The 17,000-nt window shown below is 48.3% G+C and carries 17 protein-coding genes; 9 read left to right on the top strand and 8 right to left on the bottom strand.

Features of this window, described 5'->3' with window-relative positions:
* On the top strand, window positions 1-253 hold a 253-nt coding region (locus ACJ2PR_RS04475), incomplete at its 5' end, for a DUF4351 domain-containing protein (protein WP_446876090.1).
* A gap of 65 nt (window positions 254-318) precedes the next feature.
* Entirely contained in the window at window positions 319-867 is a 549-nt protein-coding gene (gene rimM / locus ACJ2PR_RS04470) for a ribosome maturation factor RimM (RefSeq protein WP_446861309.1), read from the top strand.
* Between the two features lie 6 nt (window positions 868-873).
* On the opposite strand, the gene ACJ2PR_RS04465 is transcribed toward rimM, so the two are convergent.
* Window positions 874-3,897: a hypothetical protein gene (locus ACJ2PR_RS04465; protein WP_446876088.1), complete on the bottom strand. Its 3,024-nt coding sequence runs from the start codon at window positions 3,895-3,897 to the stop codon at window positions 874-876.
* On the bottom strand, window positions 3,828-5,300 hold the full coding sequence (locus ACJ2PR_RS04460) for a caspase family protein (RefSeq protein ID WP_446876087.1): 1,473 nt from the start codon (window positions 5,298-5,300) through the stop codon (window positions 3,828-3,830). The genes ACJ2PR_RS04465 and ACJ2PR_RS04460 overlap by 70 nt, the downstream gene beginning before the upstream one ends.
* Window positions 5,301-5,425: 125 nt before the next feature.
* Here ACJ2PR_RS04460 and ACJ2PR_RS04455 point away from each other — a divergent pair, with 125 nt between their 5' ends.
* Window positions 5,426-5,821, top strand: a complete 396-nt coding sequence (locus ACJ2PR_RS04455) for a CU044_2847 family protein (protein ID WP_446871436.1) — start codon at window positions 5,426-5,428, stop codon at window positions 5,819-5,821.
* 119 nt (window positions 5,822-5,940) lie between these two features.
* Here the strand turns inward: ACJ2PR_RS04455 and ACJ2PR_RS04450 are convergent, their stop codons facing one another.
* From ACJ2PR_RS04450 to ACJ2PR_RS04440, 3 genes are all read right to left on the bottom strand, one after another.
* Window positions 5,941-6,651, bottom strand: a complete 711-nt coding sequence (locus ACJ2PR_RS04450) for a Uma2 family endonuclease (RefSeq protein WP_446876085.1) — start codon at window positions 6,649-6,651, stop codon at window positions 5,941-5,943.
* 90 nt (window positions 6,652-6,741) lie between these two features.
* A complete protein-coding gene (locus tag ACJ2PR_RS04445; protein WP_446871440.1) occupies window positions 6,742-8,082 on the bottom strand; it encodes a TldD/PmbA family protein in 1,341 nt (446 codons plus the stop codon).
* 306 nt (window positions 8,083-8,388) lie between these two features.
* Window positions 8,389-9,861: a TldD/PmbA family protein gene (locus tag ACJ2PR_RS04440; protein ID WP_446876084.1), complete on the bottom strand. Its 1,473-nt coding sequence runs from the start codon at window positions 9,859-9,861 to the stop codon at window positions 8,389-8,391.
* A gap of 549 nt (window positions 9,862-10,410) precedes the next feature.
* Between ACJ2PR_RS04440 and ACJ2PR_RS04435 the strand changes: the two genes are divergently transcribed.
* The 3 genes from ACJ2PR_RS04435 (at window position 10,411) to ACJ2PR_RS04425 (ending at window position 12,171) form a co-directional block, all read left to right on the top strand.
* Entirely contained in the window at window positions 10,411-11,319 is a 909-nt protein-coding gene (locus tag ACJ2PR_RS04435; protein WP_446871444.1) for an SPFH domain-containing protein, read from the top strand.
* Window positions 11,316-11,507: a hypothetical protein gene (locus ACJ2PR_RS04430; protein WP_446861314.1), complete on the top strand. Its 192-nt coding sequence runs from the start codon at window positions 11,316-11,318 to the stop codon at window positions 11,505-11,507. Before ACJ2PR_RS04435 ends, ACJ2PR_RS04430 begins: the two co-directional genes overlap by 4 nt.
* Before the next feature lie 112 nt (window positions 11,508-11,619).
* Window positions 11,620-12,171: a hypothetical protein gene (locus ACJ2PR_RS04425; RefSeq protein WP_446876083.1), complete on the top strand. Its 552-nt coding sequence runs from the start codon at window positions 11,620-11,622 to the stop codon at window positions 12,169-12,171.
* A gap of 8 nt (window positions 12,172-12,179) precedes the next feature.
* On the opposite strand, the gene ACJ2PR_RS04420 is transcribed toward ACJ2PR_RS04425, so the two are convergent.
* Together ACJ2PR_RS04420 and ACJ2PR_RS04415 are read right to left on the bottom strand one after the other, a co-directional pair.
* Window positions 12,180-13,046, bottom strand: a complete 867-nt coding sequence (locus ACJ2PR_RS04420; RefSeq protein ID WP_446876082.1) for a nuclear transport factor 2 family protein — start codon at window positions 13,044-13,046, stop codon at window positions 12,180-12,182.
* A 159-nt stretch (window positions 13,047-13,205) separates the two neighbouring features.
* Window positions 13,206-13,556, bottom strand: a complete 351-nt coding sequence (locus ACJ2PR_RS04415) for a hypothetical protein (protein WP_446861317.1) — start codon at window positions 13,554-13,556, stop codon at window positions 13,206-13,208.
* A gap of 350 nt (window positions 13,557-13,906) precedes the next feature.
* On the opposite strand from ACJ2PR_RS04415, the gene murG reads away from it, so the two are divergent.
* The 3 genes from murG (at window position 13,907) to ACJ2PR_RS04400 (ending at window position 16,414) form a co-directional block, all read left to right on the top strand.
* Window positions 13,907-15,025, top strand: a complete 1,119-nt coding sequence (gene murG / locus ACJ2PR_RS04410; RefSeq protein WP_446876080.1) for an undecaprenyldiphospho-muramoylpentapeptide beta-N-acetylglucosaminyltransferase — start codon at window positions 13,907-13,909, stop codon at window positions 15,023-15,025.
* 61 nt (window positions 15,026-15,086) lie between these two features.
* A complete protein-coding gene (locus ACJ2PR_RS04405) occupies window positions 15,087-15,824 on the top strand; it encodes an AAA family ATPase (RefSeq protein ID WP_446876079.1) in 738 nt (245 codons plus the stop codon).
* Between the two features lie 116 nt (window positions 15,825-15,940).
* Window positions 15,941-16,414 carry a hypothetical protein gene (locus ACJ2PR_RS04400; RefSeq protein WP_446876078.1) on the top strand — a complete coding sequence of 158 codons (474 nt, stop codon included), beginning with the start codon at window positions 15,941-15,943 and terminating at the stop codon, window positions 16,412-16,414.
* A 279-nt stretch (window positions 16,415-16,693) separates the two neighbouring features.
* On the opposite strand, the gene ACJ2PR_RS04395 is transcribed toward ACJ2PR_RS04400, so the two are convergent.
* Window positions 16,694-16,999 carry a DUF2288 domain-containing protein gene (locus ACJ2PR_RS04395; protein ID WP_446876077.1) on the bottom strand — a complete coding sequence of 102 codons (306 nt, stop codon included), beginning with the start codon at window positions 16,997-16,999 and terminating at the stop codon, window positions 16,694-16,696.
* Window position 17,000: the final 1 nt, after the last annotated feature.

The following is a 17,000-nucleotide window of genomic DNA, read 5'->3' as shown; positions in this document are numbered from 1 at the left end:
GGAAGTCCGCGAAGAAGTTAAAGAGGAAGTCCGCGAAGAAGTTAAAGAGGAAGTCAAAGAGACTGCGCGTCAGGAAGAAAGATTGGTGCTGACAATGCGTCTTTTGACCCGACAGATTGGTGAAGTCAATGCCCAAAGACAAGAACAGATTCGGCAGCTACCCTCTTTTAGAGTGACCCAGTTAGCTGAGGCCTTACTAGACTTTTCTAGCGAAGCTGATTTAGACACCTGGTTAGATCAAACTTTCCTGTAGCTTGAGTCAAACACTGTATTGTGTGGATAGTCAAATCAAGAGAATGAATTCAAAACTTCGTTAAAATGCAGCAATCCGTCGCGTCTTCTCCACAAACTCCCTTTCTCGAAATCGGCAAAATCATTACGGCCCAAGGCATGAAGGGTGAGGTGCGCGTGTATCCTAACTCAGATTTTCCAGAGCGATTTGAGAAACCTGGAAAACGATGGATTTTGCGACCCGGAACAACGGAGCCACAAGAAATTCAACTGATCAAAGGGCGATATTTAGACGGCAAAGGGTTGTATGTGGTGCAGCTAGAAGGGGTCAACGATCGCACTCAAGCCGAAAACCTTCAGGGCAGCAAATTGTTGGTCATGGCTAACGATCGACCCAAGCTTGAAGCCGATGAATTTCACGTTGCAGATCTAATTGGTTTGCAGGTGTTTGATCAACCTACCCAAACATTAGTTGGAACCGTTGTAGACATTCTGACAGCAGGACATGACTTATTAGAAGTCAAACTTGAGAATGAGAAAACGGTGCTGATTCCATTTGTGATGGCGATCGTTCCTATTGTCGATTTAGAGCAAAAGCGAATTGAAATTACACCACCGATCGGTTTAATTGAATAAGCAGGCTTAAGTGGGTGATTCAGGTATATTGAGAAGCGATCGTAGGGCTGTAATACGATCTTTGAGTTTTTCGCGCTCTTCTTGTTCGGGACGAGTGATGGGGGTTAGATCAAGTCCATTTTCCAGCAGAGTTTTAGCACGCTCAAGATTTTTGGCTGCGACTTCTAGTTCTGCGAGTTCGATGCTGGCAGGAAGGTTGAGTTTTTGGGCGAGGGATTGCTCGAAACACCGACGAGCATTGAGCATATCACCCACGGCGTAGCGATAAAAGCAACCAAATTGATGGTGGAAGAATCCGCGCTGTTCACGATCGGACTGAATGGCTGTCTCAAAGTGTTTTTTGGCTCTGATGTAGAAGGGTGCGCCTTTGGCTTGGTAAGACTGTGCCATCAATAAATTACCAAAGCCATGTTTCGGATTCTTCTTCAGAATGGGGTCTAGCTTCTTCAAGGCCTGGTCAGGCTGAGAAGGCTTGGTTAACAACAGAAGTTGGGCATAGCTGAGAGTGGCAAAGTCGATCGTTTTCTGCAACTCTGGAGATTCTCTGACTTTTCTTCTTGCTGCACCAATCAGGCGGTGGTAAATGGACTCAGCAGTATCAAATTCCTTCCGATCACGGAAAAAGTTGGCGACGTGAACAAAATTTTGCCACTTGTTGACTGGCAAATCGTACTGATTGATGCGGGTGGCAAGGTGGTAGCAGGTGGCAGCGTCAAGGTAGTCGCGGAAATACCCAAAAATATTCAGGGTCAGGTTTCGAGCATCCGGATATTGCTTCAAGGCAAGCTGAAACGCGGGTTGGTATAAATCAGGAGAGGCATGATGATAAAGAACAGGAAGGAAGGCAAGCCACAAGCCCTGCTCTACTTGGTTCTGCTGAGTGATCCATTGCCATTGTTGGTGAATCACTAACTCAACTGCATCGTTGTTTTTGCCAATCTTGCCAACTAACGCTAAATACTTTGTACGAACATTTCCATTGTCTGGATGGTTGTCTAACCAGAGTTGGGTTTGAGCGATCGCCACTTGCTGCTGCTCCCAGGTACCTCGCTGCTCTACTAATGCTAGATACGCTTGGCGAACATTCTCATTATTTTCATAGTTGTTTAACCAGAGTTGGGTTTGAGCGATCGCCGCTTGCTGCTGTTCTCGGCTCCCTCGTTGTTCTAGTAGTGCCAGGTATTTTTGGCGAACATGCCCATCATGAGAATGCTCATCTAACCAAGTTCGGGTTTGGGTAATTGCCGCTTGCTGCTGTTCTCGATTCCCGCGTTGTTCTAATAATCCTAGATATTTTTGGCGGACATGCCAATCACCAGGATGCTCATTCAGCCAGAGCTGGGTCTGGGTAATTGCCGCTTGCTGCTGTTCTCGATTCCCGCGTTGTTCTAATAGTCCTAGATATTTTTGGCGGACATGCCAATCACCAGGATGCTCATTCAGCCAGAGCTGGGTCTGGGTAATTGCCACTTGCTGCTGTTCTTGATTCCCGCATTGTTCTAAGAGTCCTAGATACTTTTGGCGAACATGCCCATCATCAGGATGGTCGTTTAGCCAGACTTGAGTTTGAGCAATTGCCACTTGCTGCTGTTCCCAATTACCTTGCTGTTCTACCAGTCCCAAGTAGTTTTGGCGAACGTTTCGAGTATCAGAATGGGTATGAGTGTTGAGCCAGACTTCAGTTTGGGTAATTGCTGTTTGCTGCTGTTTCCAACTACCGAACTTCTCAACAAAAGACAACCAATATGTCCGATCTAATGGGCTTTCTGGTTGTGCCTGCAAAATTGAGCGAATGCACGATCGCTGTTCCTCAGAATCACCAAGCGCTATATAGATTTGTCCCCAAGTTACCCAATCACTGATGGTATTGTGCTGCTTGATAGCTGCAATCTGCGGAGAAGAGTCTTGTAGGATTTTACAAACTAATGCTGCTGCTCCAGACTGCCCCGCTAGCTTTCTCAGGGTAATACTGACCCACCATCTCTGAAGTTTCTGTGTCACATCCAGCTTTTGCACGATCGCGCTCAGATGTTGCTCTAACAAAGGGGGGCGATTCCACCCATAGGGCTGATTATGCTGGTTATTTGGGCGATAGTTCAGCGTCATCACTGTTTTGGCAATCAGTTCATGAACTGGTATAAGTCCCTCATACTCGCCGTATGCTGCGGTATCAATCAACCCCTCCAATCCTGACAAGATGGATCGCTCTAGCGAACTAGAGGGCGGTAAGCAAAACTTCAAAATCTCAAAAGGAACAATAATGCCGTATTGAAAAAAGCTACAGAGAACCCCAAAGGCTTGATATAGAGGTTGACGTTCTGTATTAGATAGCGCTTTCACAATATCCTGCAACAGCACATGAAACGGCTTTCCTTCCGATAGCTGCAACATCAGCACCAACATAATCGGCGAGTCCATCAGTTGTTGCCGCTCTGCTGCCGATTTTCCTGCCAGGTGGCTCTGTACTTCTGGCAACGCTAACACCCGCTCTTTCTCGTCCGCGCTTGGCTTGTCTAAATCCAAACAGATGATTTCATAGTCTAATCCCTGCAAGTCATGGTGCTGATCCTCATTCTGGCGCGTCGTCCCAATTAATGTCAGCGGAAATAGAAATTCGTTCTGCTGCAACTCCTCCAAAATCGGCTCATCTCGAAACAAGTCATCTGCAATGACATAAAAGTGTTTCCCACCGGCTTCTTCTGAAAATTCGCGCAACTGATCCAGCCAACCCACCTTGTTCTGGCTTTTCTTGTAAAAGAGCCGCTTACCCTGGTCAAATAATTCATACGCCAGCCAGCGCAGCAAGGCGGTTTTTCCTGCTCCCGGTTCCCCACGAATCAGCATCAGTGAGATGCCATTTGCCTGAGAGAGACGCAATGCTTTCTCTAACGCCTCGCCCTGCTGGTCACGCTCCACATAGTTTTTCTGAAACAGCATCGACCAGTTTGCCGCTCGTAGTTTCAGAATCTGGGTACGGGCTTGCTTATTAGCAACTTTGGTCTCAACTTCTTCAAAAAATGGGGCATCCAAAATGTCATAGTCTGGACGTAGCTTTTCCAGGGCAGCTTGCAGCTTGGCAACGCTAACACCCGCTCTTTCTCGTCCGCGCTTGGCTTGTCTAAATCCAAACAGATGATTTCATAGTCTAATCCCTGCAAGTCATGGTGCTGATCCTCATTCTGGCGCGTCGTCCCAATTAATGTCAGCGGAAATAGAAATTCGTTCTGCTGCAACTCCTCCAAAATCGGCTCATCTCGAAACAAGTCATCTGCAATGACATAAAAGTGTTTCCCACCGGCTTCTTCTGAAAATTCGCGCAACTGATCCAGCCAACCCACCTTGTTCTGGCTTTTCTTGTAAAAGAGCCGCTTACCCTGGTCAAATAATTCATACGCCAGCCAGCGCAGCAAGGCGGTTTTTCCTGCTCCCGGTTCCCCACGAATCAGCATCAGTGAGATGCCATTTGCCTGAGAGAGACGCAATGCTTTCTCTAACGCCTCGCCCTGCTGGTCACGCTCCACATAGTTTTTCTGAAACAGCATCGACCAGTTTGCCGCTCGTAGTTTCAGAATCTGGGTACGGGCTTGCTTATTAGCAACTTTGGTCTCAACTTCTTCAAAAAATGGGGCATCCAAAATGTCATAGTCTGGACGTAGCTTTTCCAGGGCAGCTTGCAGCTTGTCCACCGCATCTGCTTCACCCTTCTCCGCAGCCGGGTAAGTCAGTGTAATCTTCTCTGATCCCCAAAAAAATGGTTCCTGCCCCTTACCGTTGAGTTCTTTAGAGACGATCGCCCGTAAATCTGCTGTCTTGACAGTGCCCGGTGATTTCAGAGCCTTAATCACGGCCGCCGTGAACAGGCTATACAACTCTCCCTCGTAAGCTTTCCCCTGACTCCGACAAGCCGCTGCCAGAAAATAGTTACGATTAGATGCCAGAATTGCAGTCAACGCACCCTCAATTTGACTATCCTCCAACGAACTCCCGGCGTGACAACAATCCAGGATGAGCGTCAAACTACTGCACTCTGTCTTCAAAATTAACCGATTCAGTCCTTCTAGAGATACCCCTTTGCTACTCAAAGTCTCGGTTGTGCAGTCCGAAGTCACCAGGTATCCATTCTGATTACCCAGGGCATCAGGCACCTTGTCCCCGTGCCCACTGAAATAAATCAGTGCTTCATTTCTGCCAACGTTCTCAAGAAAACTACGAATCTCCGCTCCTAGTTTCTCTCCCGTCAAATGCTCGCTGACAACCTCATAGCGATCATGTTCGTGACTCCAGGAACGAGGCAGGCGATTGACCTCGACAAAATCACCGTAATCTTCTAGAAGCTGGGCGATCGCTTCTGCATCCTCAACTGGCTTCTGTAGATCATTAAAACCCGATCCGCCGTACTTCTGGATGCCAATCACAAGTGCGTATCTGGTCATGTGGTTAAGATTCCATCAAGAACGACCCGTCTGCTGCACCTACTAAGATACCTAAGTATAATAATCACGTCTACCTCCGCAAAATCCGCAGGGTTTCTGGGTTAATTACGCTTCTAAGGTAAATTATGTCTGAGCTAAAGCGCCTCCAAATCGAAGACAACGGTAGCATTATCGAAATATACGTCGAGACTCCACCGACTCCGCCAATTCCAGATTCTAATCATGTAGGCAAACGTCCTGGTGAAAAAGGTGCAACAGAAGAAGTTTTGTTGAAAATGGCAGAGATTCAAGAAAAGATTCAGACTTACGCAAACTTTGCGATCGGGGCATTCCAACACCTCGGTGCGGCCGAAGTTGAAGAAATCAGCCTCAAATTTGGTATCAAACTGGGTGGCAAAACTGGAATCATTTTCACTGAAGGCTCTGCTGAAGGCAGTATGGAAGTTTCTGTGAAATGCAAGTTTCCGACAACTTCTGCCAAGAGCGATCTTCCGCTTTCATCTCCTACAACTTCTTCATAGAGCAAGTCTACTGGCACCTAAGCAGAGAGTCGAATTTGTAGATACTAGACGAATTGCGCACGATCGCCTCACTAGTAAAATTTACGATCTCTTGGATTTACCCGCAAGGGGTCGCACTTCTACAGACTTTCACCTAGAGATGTTTTGTGCTGTGATAGCTGTTGTACAAATGCAACATGCTCTGGTGAAGCCAATCCTGCTTGCAACACCGTCAACACTTTTACCATATCTCCAGACAGCAACTCTTCTACTGCCAACCACAAACCTGGAAAGGTAACGCTCCGAATCACGCCATCTTCTGCAAGAGACAGCGGCACATACTCTCCTTCTTGCAGGTAAAACCAGTTGAACTTTTGTTCAAATATCTGCCAGACAATATATTCTTTAATGCCATTGCGACGATAAGCACGTTTCTTATCTCCCAGGTCGATCGCCGCACTACTCGCTGCAATCTCTGCGACCAATTCTGGTGCGCCCTCAATATAATCATCTTCGCCCAGTCGAGCCTGCCCACCATGGGCTTCCTCAATCAACAAGACTGCATCTGGCTGAGGTGCATTGTCCAAATCTAGTCGAATCGTCGGCTCAACTCCCAACTCAACACCCAATGTTGCGACTTTGTAATTTCCCAACCAAGTAATTAGATTTCCGTGGGGTTGACCGTGACTTCTAAACCGCAAAGCTGCCGCCATGTAGACCACTCCTTCAATCAGTTCAGCTTTTTTGAGGTGAGGCATGGCATTGTAGCGTCGCTCAAATTCATAGCGGGTTAAGCGATCGCCATTCTCCAAAGGTGGCAGCAACTTCTGTTGAGAGGGTAATTTGGCCATTGCTTGCTCCGTCAGCGAGACATCAAAACTACCAATATTCGGATCTCCAAGCCCTTAAAGAACTCAGAGATCCGTGCTTACAGTCTGACTTTATTCACCCGTAATCGACAAACTATCAACCCAGACTCTTGGCGCAACGCCTGACCCCGTGAATTCTAAATCCTTCTCAACATAGATGATTGAATTCAACACTTCGCGAATGTCGCCTGCAACGGTGGCAGATTCGATGCTGATACGTTTGCCGTTTTGAATTAGCCAGCCGTCAAACGGTAGCGAGAATGAGCCTTGCAGCGATTGAACTCCCGCATGGAGCGCGCTCAAGTCATCAATCAAAATCACATTATCGGCAGTGTCTAGACTGTATTCCTGGGTGGCAGGTTCGCCAGGGAAAATGTGATAAAAGTGAGGGCTAACTGTCACCTTTGCGCCCATGTTAGCGTGTCCTGTCGGCTGGGCGTTCATGCGTTTGGCGGTTCCAGCGCTGTGCAGAAAGTTGGACAATACGCCGTTGGTAATCAGGGGAATGCGGCGCGTCGGAGTGCCCTCCCCGTCAAAGGTTTCAGCCCCGACATTTTCTGGGTGCAGGGCATCATCGCAGAGACACAGCAAAGGAGAGGCAATTTGAGATCCCAAAGATTCGGGTGTAGAAAGGCTCTGCTTATCCAGAATGCTCTGGGCATTAAACAGGTTGGAGAATGCACCAATCAGACCGAGAATGGCTTCTGGTGAAAAGACGACGCGATACTTGCCCGTTTTCACCTTCTCGTAGTTAAGGTGGCTGATGGTTTTTTCGGCGGCTTCTTTGAGGCAACCATCAATATCGAGTTTGTCTAAGCCATAGCTGACGCGAAATGCCCCTGCGCTGCGAGGTTTGCGTCCTTCTTCTTCGGTTTTGGTGTAGAGATAGAGCGAAGCAACCGAATGAGATTCATTGCGAACGGCTCCAGCACTGTTGAGATAGAAGCGATCGATATCCCGTTGAGCCAATCCGTTATAAGGCACTGACTTGATCGCAGGGTGAGCCGACATCAGTTCTTTTTCGGCGACGATCAGCTTTTCGAGCAGCGTCGAGACGGGTGCCTGGGGAGATTTCTCTTCGGTATGAGTAGCCGTGGGTGCGGTCGATTCGGGGCTAAAGTCGGGCACATTGTCACGAACGCCAAAGAAACTTGCTTCATGAGCTGTTTTGAGCGCCAGTTCTAAGCCTGCGGGATCGACATCGGTGGTCGAAGTGACTCCAACGCTATTGTCATCATTCCAAACGCGGACGGTGACACTAGAACGATTGGAGGCTTTGACCTGTTGAGGTTCGCCTTGATCGACTTGAGCGCTGGTTTCATCGATCGACGCGCCATACACGTCGTACTTCTGAATGCCCAATCTTTGAGCGCTATCCTGAGCGTAAGCAGCAATTTCTGTAATATTTGGCATGGGAAATTAGAAAGTGTAGAGATGATGCGGAGAAGATAACTGAGCGGCTGTGTACACGCAAATCGTTAATCGCTTCGTTTCGATCTGCTTCTGCCTCCCAAATCTCCCACAAGTAGGGGACTTTAAACTGAGAAATTGCGTTGAATTCTAGAAGCCTTTCTTTCTCAAAGTCCCCCAGAATGGGGGATTTAGGGGGCGAAGCATCTTGGCAATGACGAGTCAAATCAACTCATGGATACACAGTAGGATCGAAACGGATGGGCTGCTAAGTCTAGCGGTAACCATCCGCTTTGATTGATTTGCTGCCTAGCGTCCGCCGACGGTGATTGAGTCAACTTTGATGTGAGGCTGTCCGACGGTGACGTAGACGCTGCCACTTACGGAACCGCAGAAGCCAGCCGCCAATCCCAAATCGTTGGAACACATGGAAATTTTGTTCATGATGTCAACGGCTTCGCCAATCAGCGTGGCACCTTTGAGCGGTTTGGTGAGTTTGCCGTTTTCGATTAAATAAGCTTCGTCTACCGCAAAGTTGAATTGTCCGGTCGGCCCGACGCTGCCGCCACCCATCTTTTTGCAATAGATGCCCTTTTCAATGGAACCAAACAAGTCATCCAGAGAATACTCGCCCGGTGCAATGTAGGTGTTTCTCATCCGACTCGCTGCTGCGTAGGTGTAGCCTTGACGACGACCACTTCCGGTTCGAGGATGTCCGGTACGAGTGGAGCCTGCACGATCGGCAATAAAGTTCTTGAGAATTCCATTTTCGATCAATAGAGTGCGCTGGGCGGGCATTCCTTCGTCGTCCATGTCGATCGTGCCGAATGCGTCTCCGGTCAGTCCTTCATCCCAGGCGGTCAGGTTTTCGTGGGCAATCTTTTCGCCTTTTTTGTCGATGAAGGGCGTAGTTTTGCGCTCGATTTGCGTCGTTTCAAGCAAGTGACCGCAGGCTTCGTGGAAGATAACACCGCCGAATTCATTAGCCATGACGATCGGATAAGTGCCCGACTCAACATAGTCAGCATACAGCATTTTGGAAGCGGACTCTGCCACTTCTTCAGCATCTTTGCTATATACCCAGGTTCTCAAGAATGCAGGATCACTGGTGCTGCCGACTCGCTTGTTGATCGACGATCGATTAGTGCCATCGGCGCAGAGCAGACTGTAACCGACCGATTGCGTCAGGCGAATGTCTCGTGCAAACGTGCCGTCACTGGAAGCCACCAACACTTCTTGCCAATCGCGGAAGTAGACGGCCCGACGAGACTGCACATGTTGAGCTTTGGTCGCCAGTTCACCATTGGCTGCCAGTAGCACATCGCTCATTTCTCGCATCGAGCTACAGTTGGCTAACCAGGCTTCTTTGCCCTTTTTGACGGCGTAGTCTCGGAGCAGTTCGAGATTGATTTCGGGGATAAAGGCGTTGGGCGTAGGAAGCTGCAAGCCCATGATGGACAAGCCTTTCTCTAACGCAGCTTTGAGACCATTGAATGACAGATCATTGGTGCTAACATAGCAGTCGGCTTTACCGCGAAACACCCGCACCCCTGCCCCCGTCGAGAGTCGAGGCGAAATGCTGGTAATGGCATCATCTTCGGCCATGCAGCTAATGTAGTTAACTCGTTCTAGAAAAAACTCAATAAAGTCAGCCCCTGCGGCCCGTCCGAGTCCGAGAAGAATTGAGAGGGGTGCTTCCCAGGTTTCGTCAAAGCGATCGGGCGTATAAGTGTATTTCAAGCTGGGCAGTTCTTTTGAGATCAATAGAGTGGGTGATTGCATGGAAAGCCTCTCCGCTAGGACTGTTGAGACAGTTGTTTGCTTATTGTAGCTTGAGCGACTTGTCGGGTAGCGGGCGGAATTCCTCACTTTCGCTAATTTGATCCCGCAGACTGAAAGCGACAGAATAAGAACAACAAAGATCACAAGGCACTCAGATCAAAAAATTATTCAGATTTAGATCATTCAAGCTCACATTAAAGAAACTACTGAACTAAAAATTTAATAGAAAACAGCATGTGAGCGTTAACAAAAAATTGATAGTTTACAGCAAATAAAGTTACCAGAAGTTAAACGAATTTAGCATCGCTTGCAGCTCCAGGAACGCCCCCTCCAGGAACGCCCCCTAAATCCCCCACGAGTGAGGGACTTTGAACCAGAGTTCTTTTCTTAAAGTTCCCCAAAATTGGCAGCTTGGGGGGCAGAAGCCGTGAACAACGACGCGAAAAGCTTGCATCAATTCACCTTTTTGTGAAATATTCGGCTTGCTCTTGCCATTTTGATTTCAGAGTGATATCACTTTAGTATCGACCAGACTCAAGGAGACTTCTCATGAAGCCGATCGCAGAATCTTCAGCATTCAAGCTCAATGGATTTCTAGCATTAGGGACACTCGGAGCAATCACAGCCCTGATCACTTGGCGAATTTGGGGCTTGGTACAGCACTTTGGAGGTCGGCTAGATAACCTGGATGACCTGCTTGACCCCGAACTTTTGGCTTGGATTATTGCAACTTTGCTCGTCGTTGTAGTGCCTTCAATCTCAGGATTCTTCACCATTGAGCCAAACGAAGCCGTTGTCTTGACTCTCTTTGGCAGCTATATCGGTAGCGTTCGAGAAGCAGGATTTTGGTGGGCCAATCCTTTTGCAGGCAAGCGTAAAGTCTCCCTGCGGATTCGCAACTTCGACAGCAAAATCTTGAAAGTCAACGAAGCACAAGGCAGCCCGATCGAAATTGGAGCAGTCGTCGTCTGGCAAGTGCAAGACTCAGCAAAATCGCGCTTCACCGTGAACGACTACGAAGAATTCGTTGCAACCCAGAGCGAAACCGCCATTCGGACGTTGGCCGTGCGTTATCCTTACGATGCACCGACGGGAACCTCTTCTTTGCGAGGCGTGCCCGATGAGATTCTGCAAACCCTGCGGGAAGAACTACAAGCTCGATTGACGATCGCTGGCGTTGAGGTGATCGAAGCGCGACTCTCACATCTTGCCTACGCCCCCGAAGTGGCTCAAGTGATGCTGCGTCGTCAGCAAGCCCAAGCGATCATTGATGCTCGTCGCCAAATTGTTGAAGGGGCGGTCGGAATGGTCGATGAAGCCCTCAAACGACTGAGCGCAGAAGGGATCGTTGAGTTAGACGAAGAGCGCAAAGCATCGATGGTCAATAATTTGCTGGTTGTCTTAACGTCTGACCAAAATACCCAACCAGTGGTGAACACTGGAACCTTATACGCATGAGTCAAAAGAAGCGATTTTTGTTGCGGATCGATCCCAAGCTCTATGATGCCTTGGAAAAGTGGTCTGCGGATGATCTTCGCAGTGTCAATGCTCAAATTGAGTACTTGCTAATGGAGTCCGTTCGCAAAGCGGGACGATGGAAGAATCGCTCAACACCACCTCAAGAGGAGTCTGAAAGCGAGAATTAAATGAGGTTTTCTGCTCATGCCTCCAGCTTAACCAAACGTGCATCAAACTCTTTAGGCTGAAAGCATGAGTCGATCGCGACCAACCGCACCGTTAGAATACTAGGATTGCAAAATGCTAGAAATCGAATGTGTCCAGGATGATCTCGAAGTCCAGTTTGCTGCAACTGTTCTGCAAGACTTCACTACTCGATTTGACTTAGAACCGTTTCTCTTTACGCGCCAGATTCGTCTTGATTCGACCTTGGGGCGCGGCGGGGCAAGCCATCCAATTTTATCGCTGGGTAGTCTGCACGCTAGAGATCCAGACCGCTTTCTCTCAGTGTTTTTGCATGAACAGATGCACTGGTTTTTGTGTGCCTGTGATCTCGATGAGGTGGAGGCTGCGATCGATGAGTTTCGATCGGGTTGGCCAGATGCCCCTGATCCATCCAGGAGCGATGAAGTCGGCGTAGACGAGTACTCTACCTATCTGCATTTTGCCGTCAACTGGTTAGAGCTTGATGCACTCTCGACCCTGCTGGGAACTGTCCGCGCCCGTAAAATTTTGTCGGGTCACTCGTTTTACCGTTGGATCAACTCCTGCATTCTGCGAGACACAGACAAAGTTGCCGATGTCATGTCTCGGCATGGCTTACTCCGTCAAGATGCTCGGCTGTTTCGCTAAAGCCGTCCTTACTTTGCTGGTACCCCTGAATTAGCCACCACTCGCAAACGCTGTGTCACCATCGTCATGCCGCCATGTCGCACCAGCACCGCAGAAATCCAATGATTGTTGGGCGTATTGGGGGCGCGACCAATTTTGAAAATGCCGCCCGACGTGAGCAATTCTAAATCGACCGTGGTTGGGTTCAAATAACCGCTCGGCTTCACAGGTTCTTCTAAAACACTGCCTAATAGGAGATCGCTGCCTAACGGTTCTTCGACGATCGCATCAAAGCTAAATTCTTGACCCACACGCACCTGAGTCGGCACATTGATTTTTACATCTGGAGGATTTTCACCCGACGTAATCTGACTGCGCTCAGACACCACTTCTTGTTGAATAATTTTTTGCCCTTCAAAGCGCTGCCGAGACTGCAACATCGAACTCAACTTCGAGGGCTGTCCATTCACCGTTTGAGTGCCCGTAATATAGGTCACCGTTTCTGCTTGAATGCCTCGCCCATCGGTTTGCCAGGATTTTAGCTCCGTCCGGTAGTTAATGTTGGGATACTGCTTCCAAAGCTGGGTGAGGGCCTGTTCTAGGGTTTGGCGCGTCAGCCCGTCCGTGTGGGTGAAACTGGGGCTATAGAACTGGAGAACATTCTGTACATTTTTGCTGTTGGCGGCTGCGTCAATTTTTGTCAGCGCTTCTTTGAGTTGAGGAGGGGCCGTTTCGGGTGGGGCAGCGATCGCTCGTTCGCTCAATAATTCTCCACCGACGACCAGCCCTAGCGTCAAAAGCAACAATCCCCAGCGCTTTACAGCAGGACGAGACGGGGTGAAGAGCGATCTCAAAGAGATGACTGGTGAAGCAGACCGCAAAGAAACATAGCGCATAAAGACTTGCTCAAAAAGTAGGGAGAAGGTCAGTCGGATTCACATAATATACTCCTCAATTTACAAAAATGTGTGCCAGTTGTCCGGGTTCCTCGCCAAAACAAAAGCCCCACCGAGGCAGGGCAAACTTTAGTAATTGATGGTGAGCGATCAAGCGGCTTACTTTTTGTCGTTGTACGTGTAGGAACCCAATTCACAGAGGTTGAGGTCTTCTTCTTCTACCACGTCGCCATCTGCAAACGTGCCACGAATGCCATACATACAGGTGCTTTTACCATCTGCGATCGTCACGGTTGCCGACTCGCCAGGGTTGATCGTCTCGGTCAGAATGTTGTCTCCCCAAGTCTTGAGTTCGGTTGACTCGACGTAAAACTGAGTGATGGGGCTAGAACTCCGGTTGTGCAGTGTGAACTGAAGGTCTTCGGCTTGGGCACTTTGCATCCCGATCAAGAGGGCAGGAATGGCGAACGAAGTGGCAGTGAGGGCACGGCGCAAAGTCAATGAGAGCATTAGACGTTCCTTGTGGATAACTGAATTACTTAGAAGCTAAGTCATAATTCGCACTTCAAACAATGGTGCTTATACTTACCGAGCAGTGTCTTCATCAAAACTAGCTTTCTTTTTAGAGAACTTAAGAGAATGTTTGGAAAAGTATCGTTTGTTGTATTCACTCGCTGGGGGCAGGGCAGCAACGAAGCAAAGCAGCTCCTACGTTTCAAACGTCCATCTAAGGAAGCGATCGCCTTCCGACCCTCCGCTAATCTTGAATGCAAGCCCCACGGTTTCTAGTACAACAGATGGAGTTCTCAAGATGGAGTTCTCAAATAGCTGTAAAATTGCTTTAACGCTTACATTTCTTTGTGCAAACCCCTTCAGATCTGCCGTCAGAAAACACTGTGCAGTCTACCGACAAGTCGCCTCGTTTGTTAATTGCCGCCAGCGGAACGGGAGGGCACGTCTTTCCTGCGATCGCCACCGCCGAGCAGCTTCCCGATTATCAGATCGAATGGTTGGGCACCCCCGATCGCTTAGAAACTCAGCTTGTGGGCGATCGCTATCCGCTGCATACGATTTCGGTCGCCGGGTTTCAGCAAAAATTGGGACTAGGGACGTTTAAGGTTCTGTTGCGCCTGATTGCTTCGATTCGTCAGGTGAGACAGATTCTCCAACAGGGCAATTTTGATGGCGTATTTACGACGGGAGGATATATCGCGGCTCCAGCGATTTTGGCGGCGCGATCGCTCAACCTGCCCGTCATTTTGCACGAGTCCAACGCCCTGCCCGGAAAGGTGACTCGCTGGTTTGCGCCGTGGTGTAGCGTGGTGGCGATCGGATTTGAGGCGGCGGCGGCTCATTTGCCTCGTGCCAAAACGGTTTGCGTGGGGACTCCGGTGCGATCGCAGTTCCGGTCTGAGATGGCTGCTTTAGCAGAGTTGCCGATTCCTCAAGACGTTCCCTTAATTGTGGTCGTAGGGGGCAGTCAAGGAGCGGTGGCGCTCAATCAGATGGTTCGAGAAGCATCGTCGGGCTGGTTTGAGTCTGGGGCGTGGGTGGTGCATCTGACGGGAGACAATGACCCCAACGCCAAAGCGCTTCAGCATCCGCACTATCTAGCTTTGCCGTTTTACAACAATATGGCGGGACTGTTTCGACGAGCAGATTTGGCGATCAGTCGATCGGGCGCAGGAACCCTCACAGAGTTAGCCGTCACTCACACGCCTTCGATTCTGATTCCTTACCCGTTTGCAGCCGAAGACCACCAGTCCTTTAATGCAGAGGTCTTTGTCAAAGCAGGCGCGGCTAAGATGTTTCGCCAATCCGATTTGACCCCAGACAGTTTAGAAGAAGAAGTGCTGACGCTATTAAATTCCAGCGATTTGCAAAAGATGGCCCAACAAGCTGCCTCTCTTGCGGTGGTGGATAGTGCAGAGCGATCGGCTGACTTGATTCGTCAACAAATTGATTTGACTTTAGAGTGATCTTCAATGGTGTGAGCAGTGAAAGGGAGATGGGGTAGACTGGCATCTGATCGCCCTGCCATTGATTCAAGAGCAATCAGAGAGCGACCCAGTTCATATTTTCAAGACTTGGCTGGCACGTCTGATCATTTTGTCCCCGATTTCAGGACTGATCACCGGAGACTCTAATGGCGAAACTTTGGAGCCAAGGCGAGACGGTTCAAACTTTGGGAACTGGTTTTCTGGATTACTCAGCCGCTATCCTGCTGCCTATAGAGAGGTTGACAAATACCTTCGAGAGATAATGCCGGACATCGACGATATTCAAAGTCAATTGATCGGCAAAGACTTCAAGAGCATGATTGTCCGGTTGAAACAACACAACACGTGTTTAAACATTGACTTCCAAGATCTGTCTGATGGAGAAAAATGCTTCTTTCTTTGTGTTGTTGTCTTAGCAGCTAACAAATACTACGGCCCACTTTTCTGCTTCTGGTACGAACCTGATAGCTATCTCTCTTTGTCAGAAGTCGGACACTTTGTAACATCATTGCGGCGATCGTTTGAGAATAGAGGTCAAATTTTAGCAACTTCGCATGATGAGGAGACTATCCGCAAGTTTTCAAATGAAAACACCTTTGTACTCGATCGCAAAAGTCATCTAGAACCTACGTTAGTTAACGTGAATTCGATAGGAGTTTTTCGCTTCGGTCTTCAGCGCTTCTGCCCCCCAACCCCCCAATCTGGGGGACTATTAGATACTATCCTTCGTTCAAAGTCCCTTACTTGTGGGGGATTTAGGGGCTGCCCGGATTTGTAACGGCAGCGAAGGATTTCATCGAATTCACGTTTAGTTAGAGTGCTGAGTGACATACCCATCAAAGGCGATCTAATAGACACTGTGATCTTGGGTGATATCGCATTATGAGTATCGACATGCATCAGTCGCACCTTCTTGTGTTGCCAGAAGATGATGCAAATCATCAGGTTGCGATCGGTTTTTTGCTTGACCCAAGCCTCAACAGCCGTGTGATACAAGTTTTACCAGAGGCTAGAGGATGGAAAGATGTAGTAGAAAAGTTTATTCATCAGTATGCTTTTACACTGCAACAGTATCCGGATAGAATGATTGCTTTGCTGATTGATTTTGATGAAGATGAAAACCGATTGAATTATGTAAAGGAACAGATTCCAGAAAATGTAGAGAGTAGAGTATTTGTTCTTGGAGTGTTGTCTGAACCAGAGAAATTAAGGAGCGATATTAAAAAGAGTTTTGAAGGAATTGGAGAAGCTCTGGCAAAGGATTGTTCTAGTGAGGAAAACAAGGTGTGTGGGCATGATCTTCTCAAAGCTAACAAAACTGAGTTAGACCGCATAGTTCTTTCTGTCAAACCATTTCTATTTAATTAACATCAGTTCGATGAGAGGGACTCGCTTCGTTTGAATCGGCTTCAGCCCCCTAAATCCCCCAAATTGGGGGACTTTGACCAAGAAAAAATTCCAGAGTTCAAAGAAATTATGCTGATTCAAAGTCCCTCAGAATGGGGGATTTAGGGGGCGAAGCGCTCAATAACGAAGCGAAAAAACTCCATCGAATTCACGTTAATTAGGGTAGGACAATGATGGTAACCCACTAATAAATTAGATTGCTCAATCTCTGATAACTGCTGAAAAAATTGTATACACTTTCTACTCATCAATTAAAGATGTATCTTCCTGAATCAGTACATAGGGTTGAACAATTAGCGCTGTAAATCGTTTGGTTTGATTGAGATTCCAGTCGGCTTTTTGTTGGGGAGAAGGTTTATACAACAGCCCTTCTGCAATCCAGTGTTGGACAGAGCTTGTATTGTCATTGACGATCGCCACCCCCACATCCGCCAAGTCTAATCCCGCAGCCACGATGATCACCGCGTCTCGCTTAGAATGAGGCATCAACCATTCCCACTCGGCTTGATCGATCGAGTCTGTGAGTTCTGCTTTCAAGTCTGACATG

This window comes from Phormidesmis sp. 146-33 (genome assembly GCF_052939515.1).
Note: the sequence above shows the minus strand (reverse complement) of the source record. Positions and strands in the feature narration are given on the sequence as shown.

What these genes read in the sequence shown, in the direction of transcription:
- rimM (WP_446861309.1), top strand. Translation starts at nt 319, where the DNA reads ATGCAGCAATCCGTCGCGTCTTCTCCACAAACTCCCTTTCTCGAAATC.
- ACJ2PR_RS04460 (WP_446876087.1), bottom strand. Translation starts at nt 5,300, where the DNA reads ATGACCAGATACGCACTTGTGATTGGCATCCAGAAGTACGGCGGATCG.
- ACJ2PR_RS04455 (WP_446871436.1), top strand. Translation starts at nt 5,426, where the DNA reads ATGTCTGAGCTAAAGCGCCTCCAAATCGAAGACAACGGTAGCATTATC.
- ACJ2PR_RS04450 (WP_446876085.1), bottom strand. Translation starts at nt 6,651, where the DNA reads ATGGCCAAATTACCCTCTCAACAGAAGTTGCTGCCACCTTTGGAGAAT.
- ACJ2PR_RS04445 (WP_446871440.1), bottom strand. Translation starts at nt 8,082, where the DNA reads ATGCCAAATATTACAGAAATTGCTGCTTACGCTCAGGATAGCGCTCAA.
- ACJ2PR_RS04440 (WP_446876084.1), bottom strand. Translation starts at nt 9,861, where the DNA reads ATGCAATCACCCACTCTATTGATCTCAAAAGAACTGCCCAGCTTGAAA.
- ACJ2PR_RS04435 (WP_446871444.1), top strand. Translation starts at nt 10,411, where the DNA reads ATGAAGCCGATCGCAGAATCTTCAGCATTCAAGCTCAATGGATTTCTA.
- ACJ2PR_RS04430 (WP_446861314.1), top strand. Translation starts at nt 11,316, where the DNA reads ATGAGTCAAAAGAAGCGATTTTTGTTGCGGATCGATCCCAAGCTCTAT.
- ACJ2PR_RS04425 (WP_446876083.1), top strand. Translation starts at nt 11,620, where the DNA reads ATGCTAGAAATCGAATGTGTCCAGGATGATCTCGAAGTCCAGTTTGCT.
- ACJ2PR_RS04420 (WP_446876082.1), bottom strand. Translation starts at nt 13,046, where the DNA reads ATGCGCTATGTTTCTTTGCGGTCTGCTTCACCAGTCATCTCTTTGAGA.
- ACJ2PR_RS04415 (WP_446861317.1), bottom strand. Translation starts at nt 13,556, where the DNA reads ATGCTCTCATTGACTTTGCGCCGTGCCCTCACTGCCACTTCGTTCGCC.
- ACJ2PR_RS04400 (WP_446876078.1), top strand. Translation starts at nt 15,941, where the DNA reads ATGCATCAGTCGCACCTTCTTGTGTTGCCAGAAGATGATGCAAATCAT.
- ACJ2PR_RS04395 (WP_446876077.1), bottom strand. Translation starts at nt 16,999, where the DNA reads ATGTCAGACTTGAAAGCAGAACTCACAGACTCGATCGATCAAGCCGAG.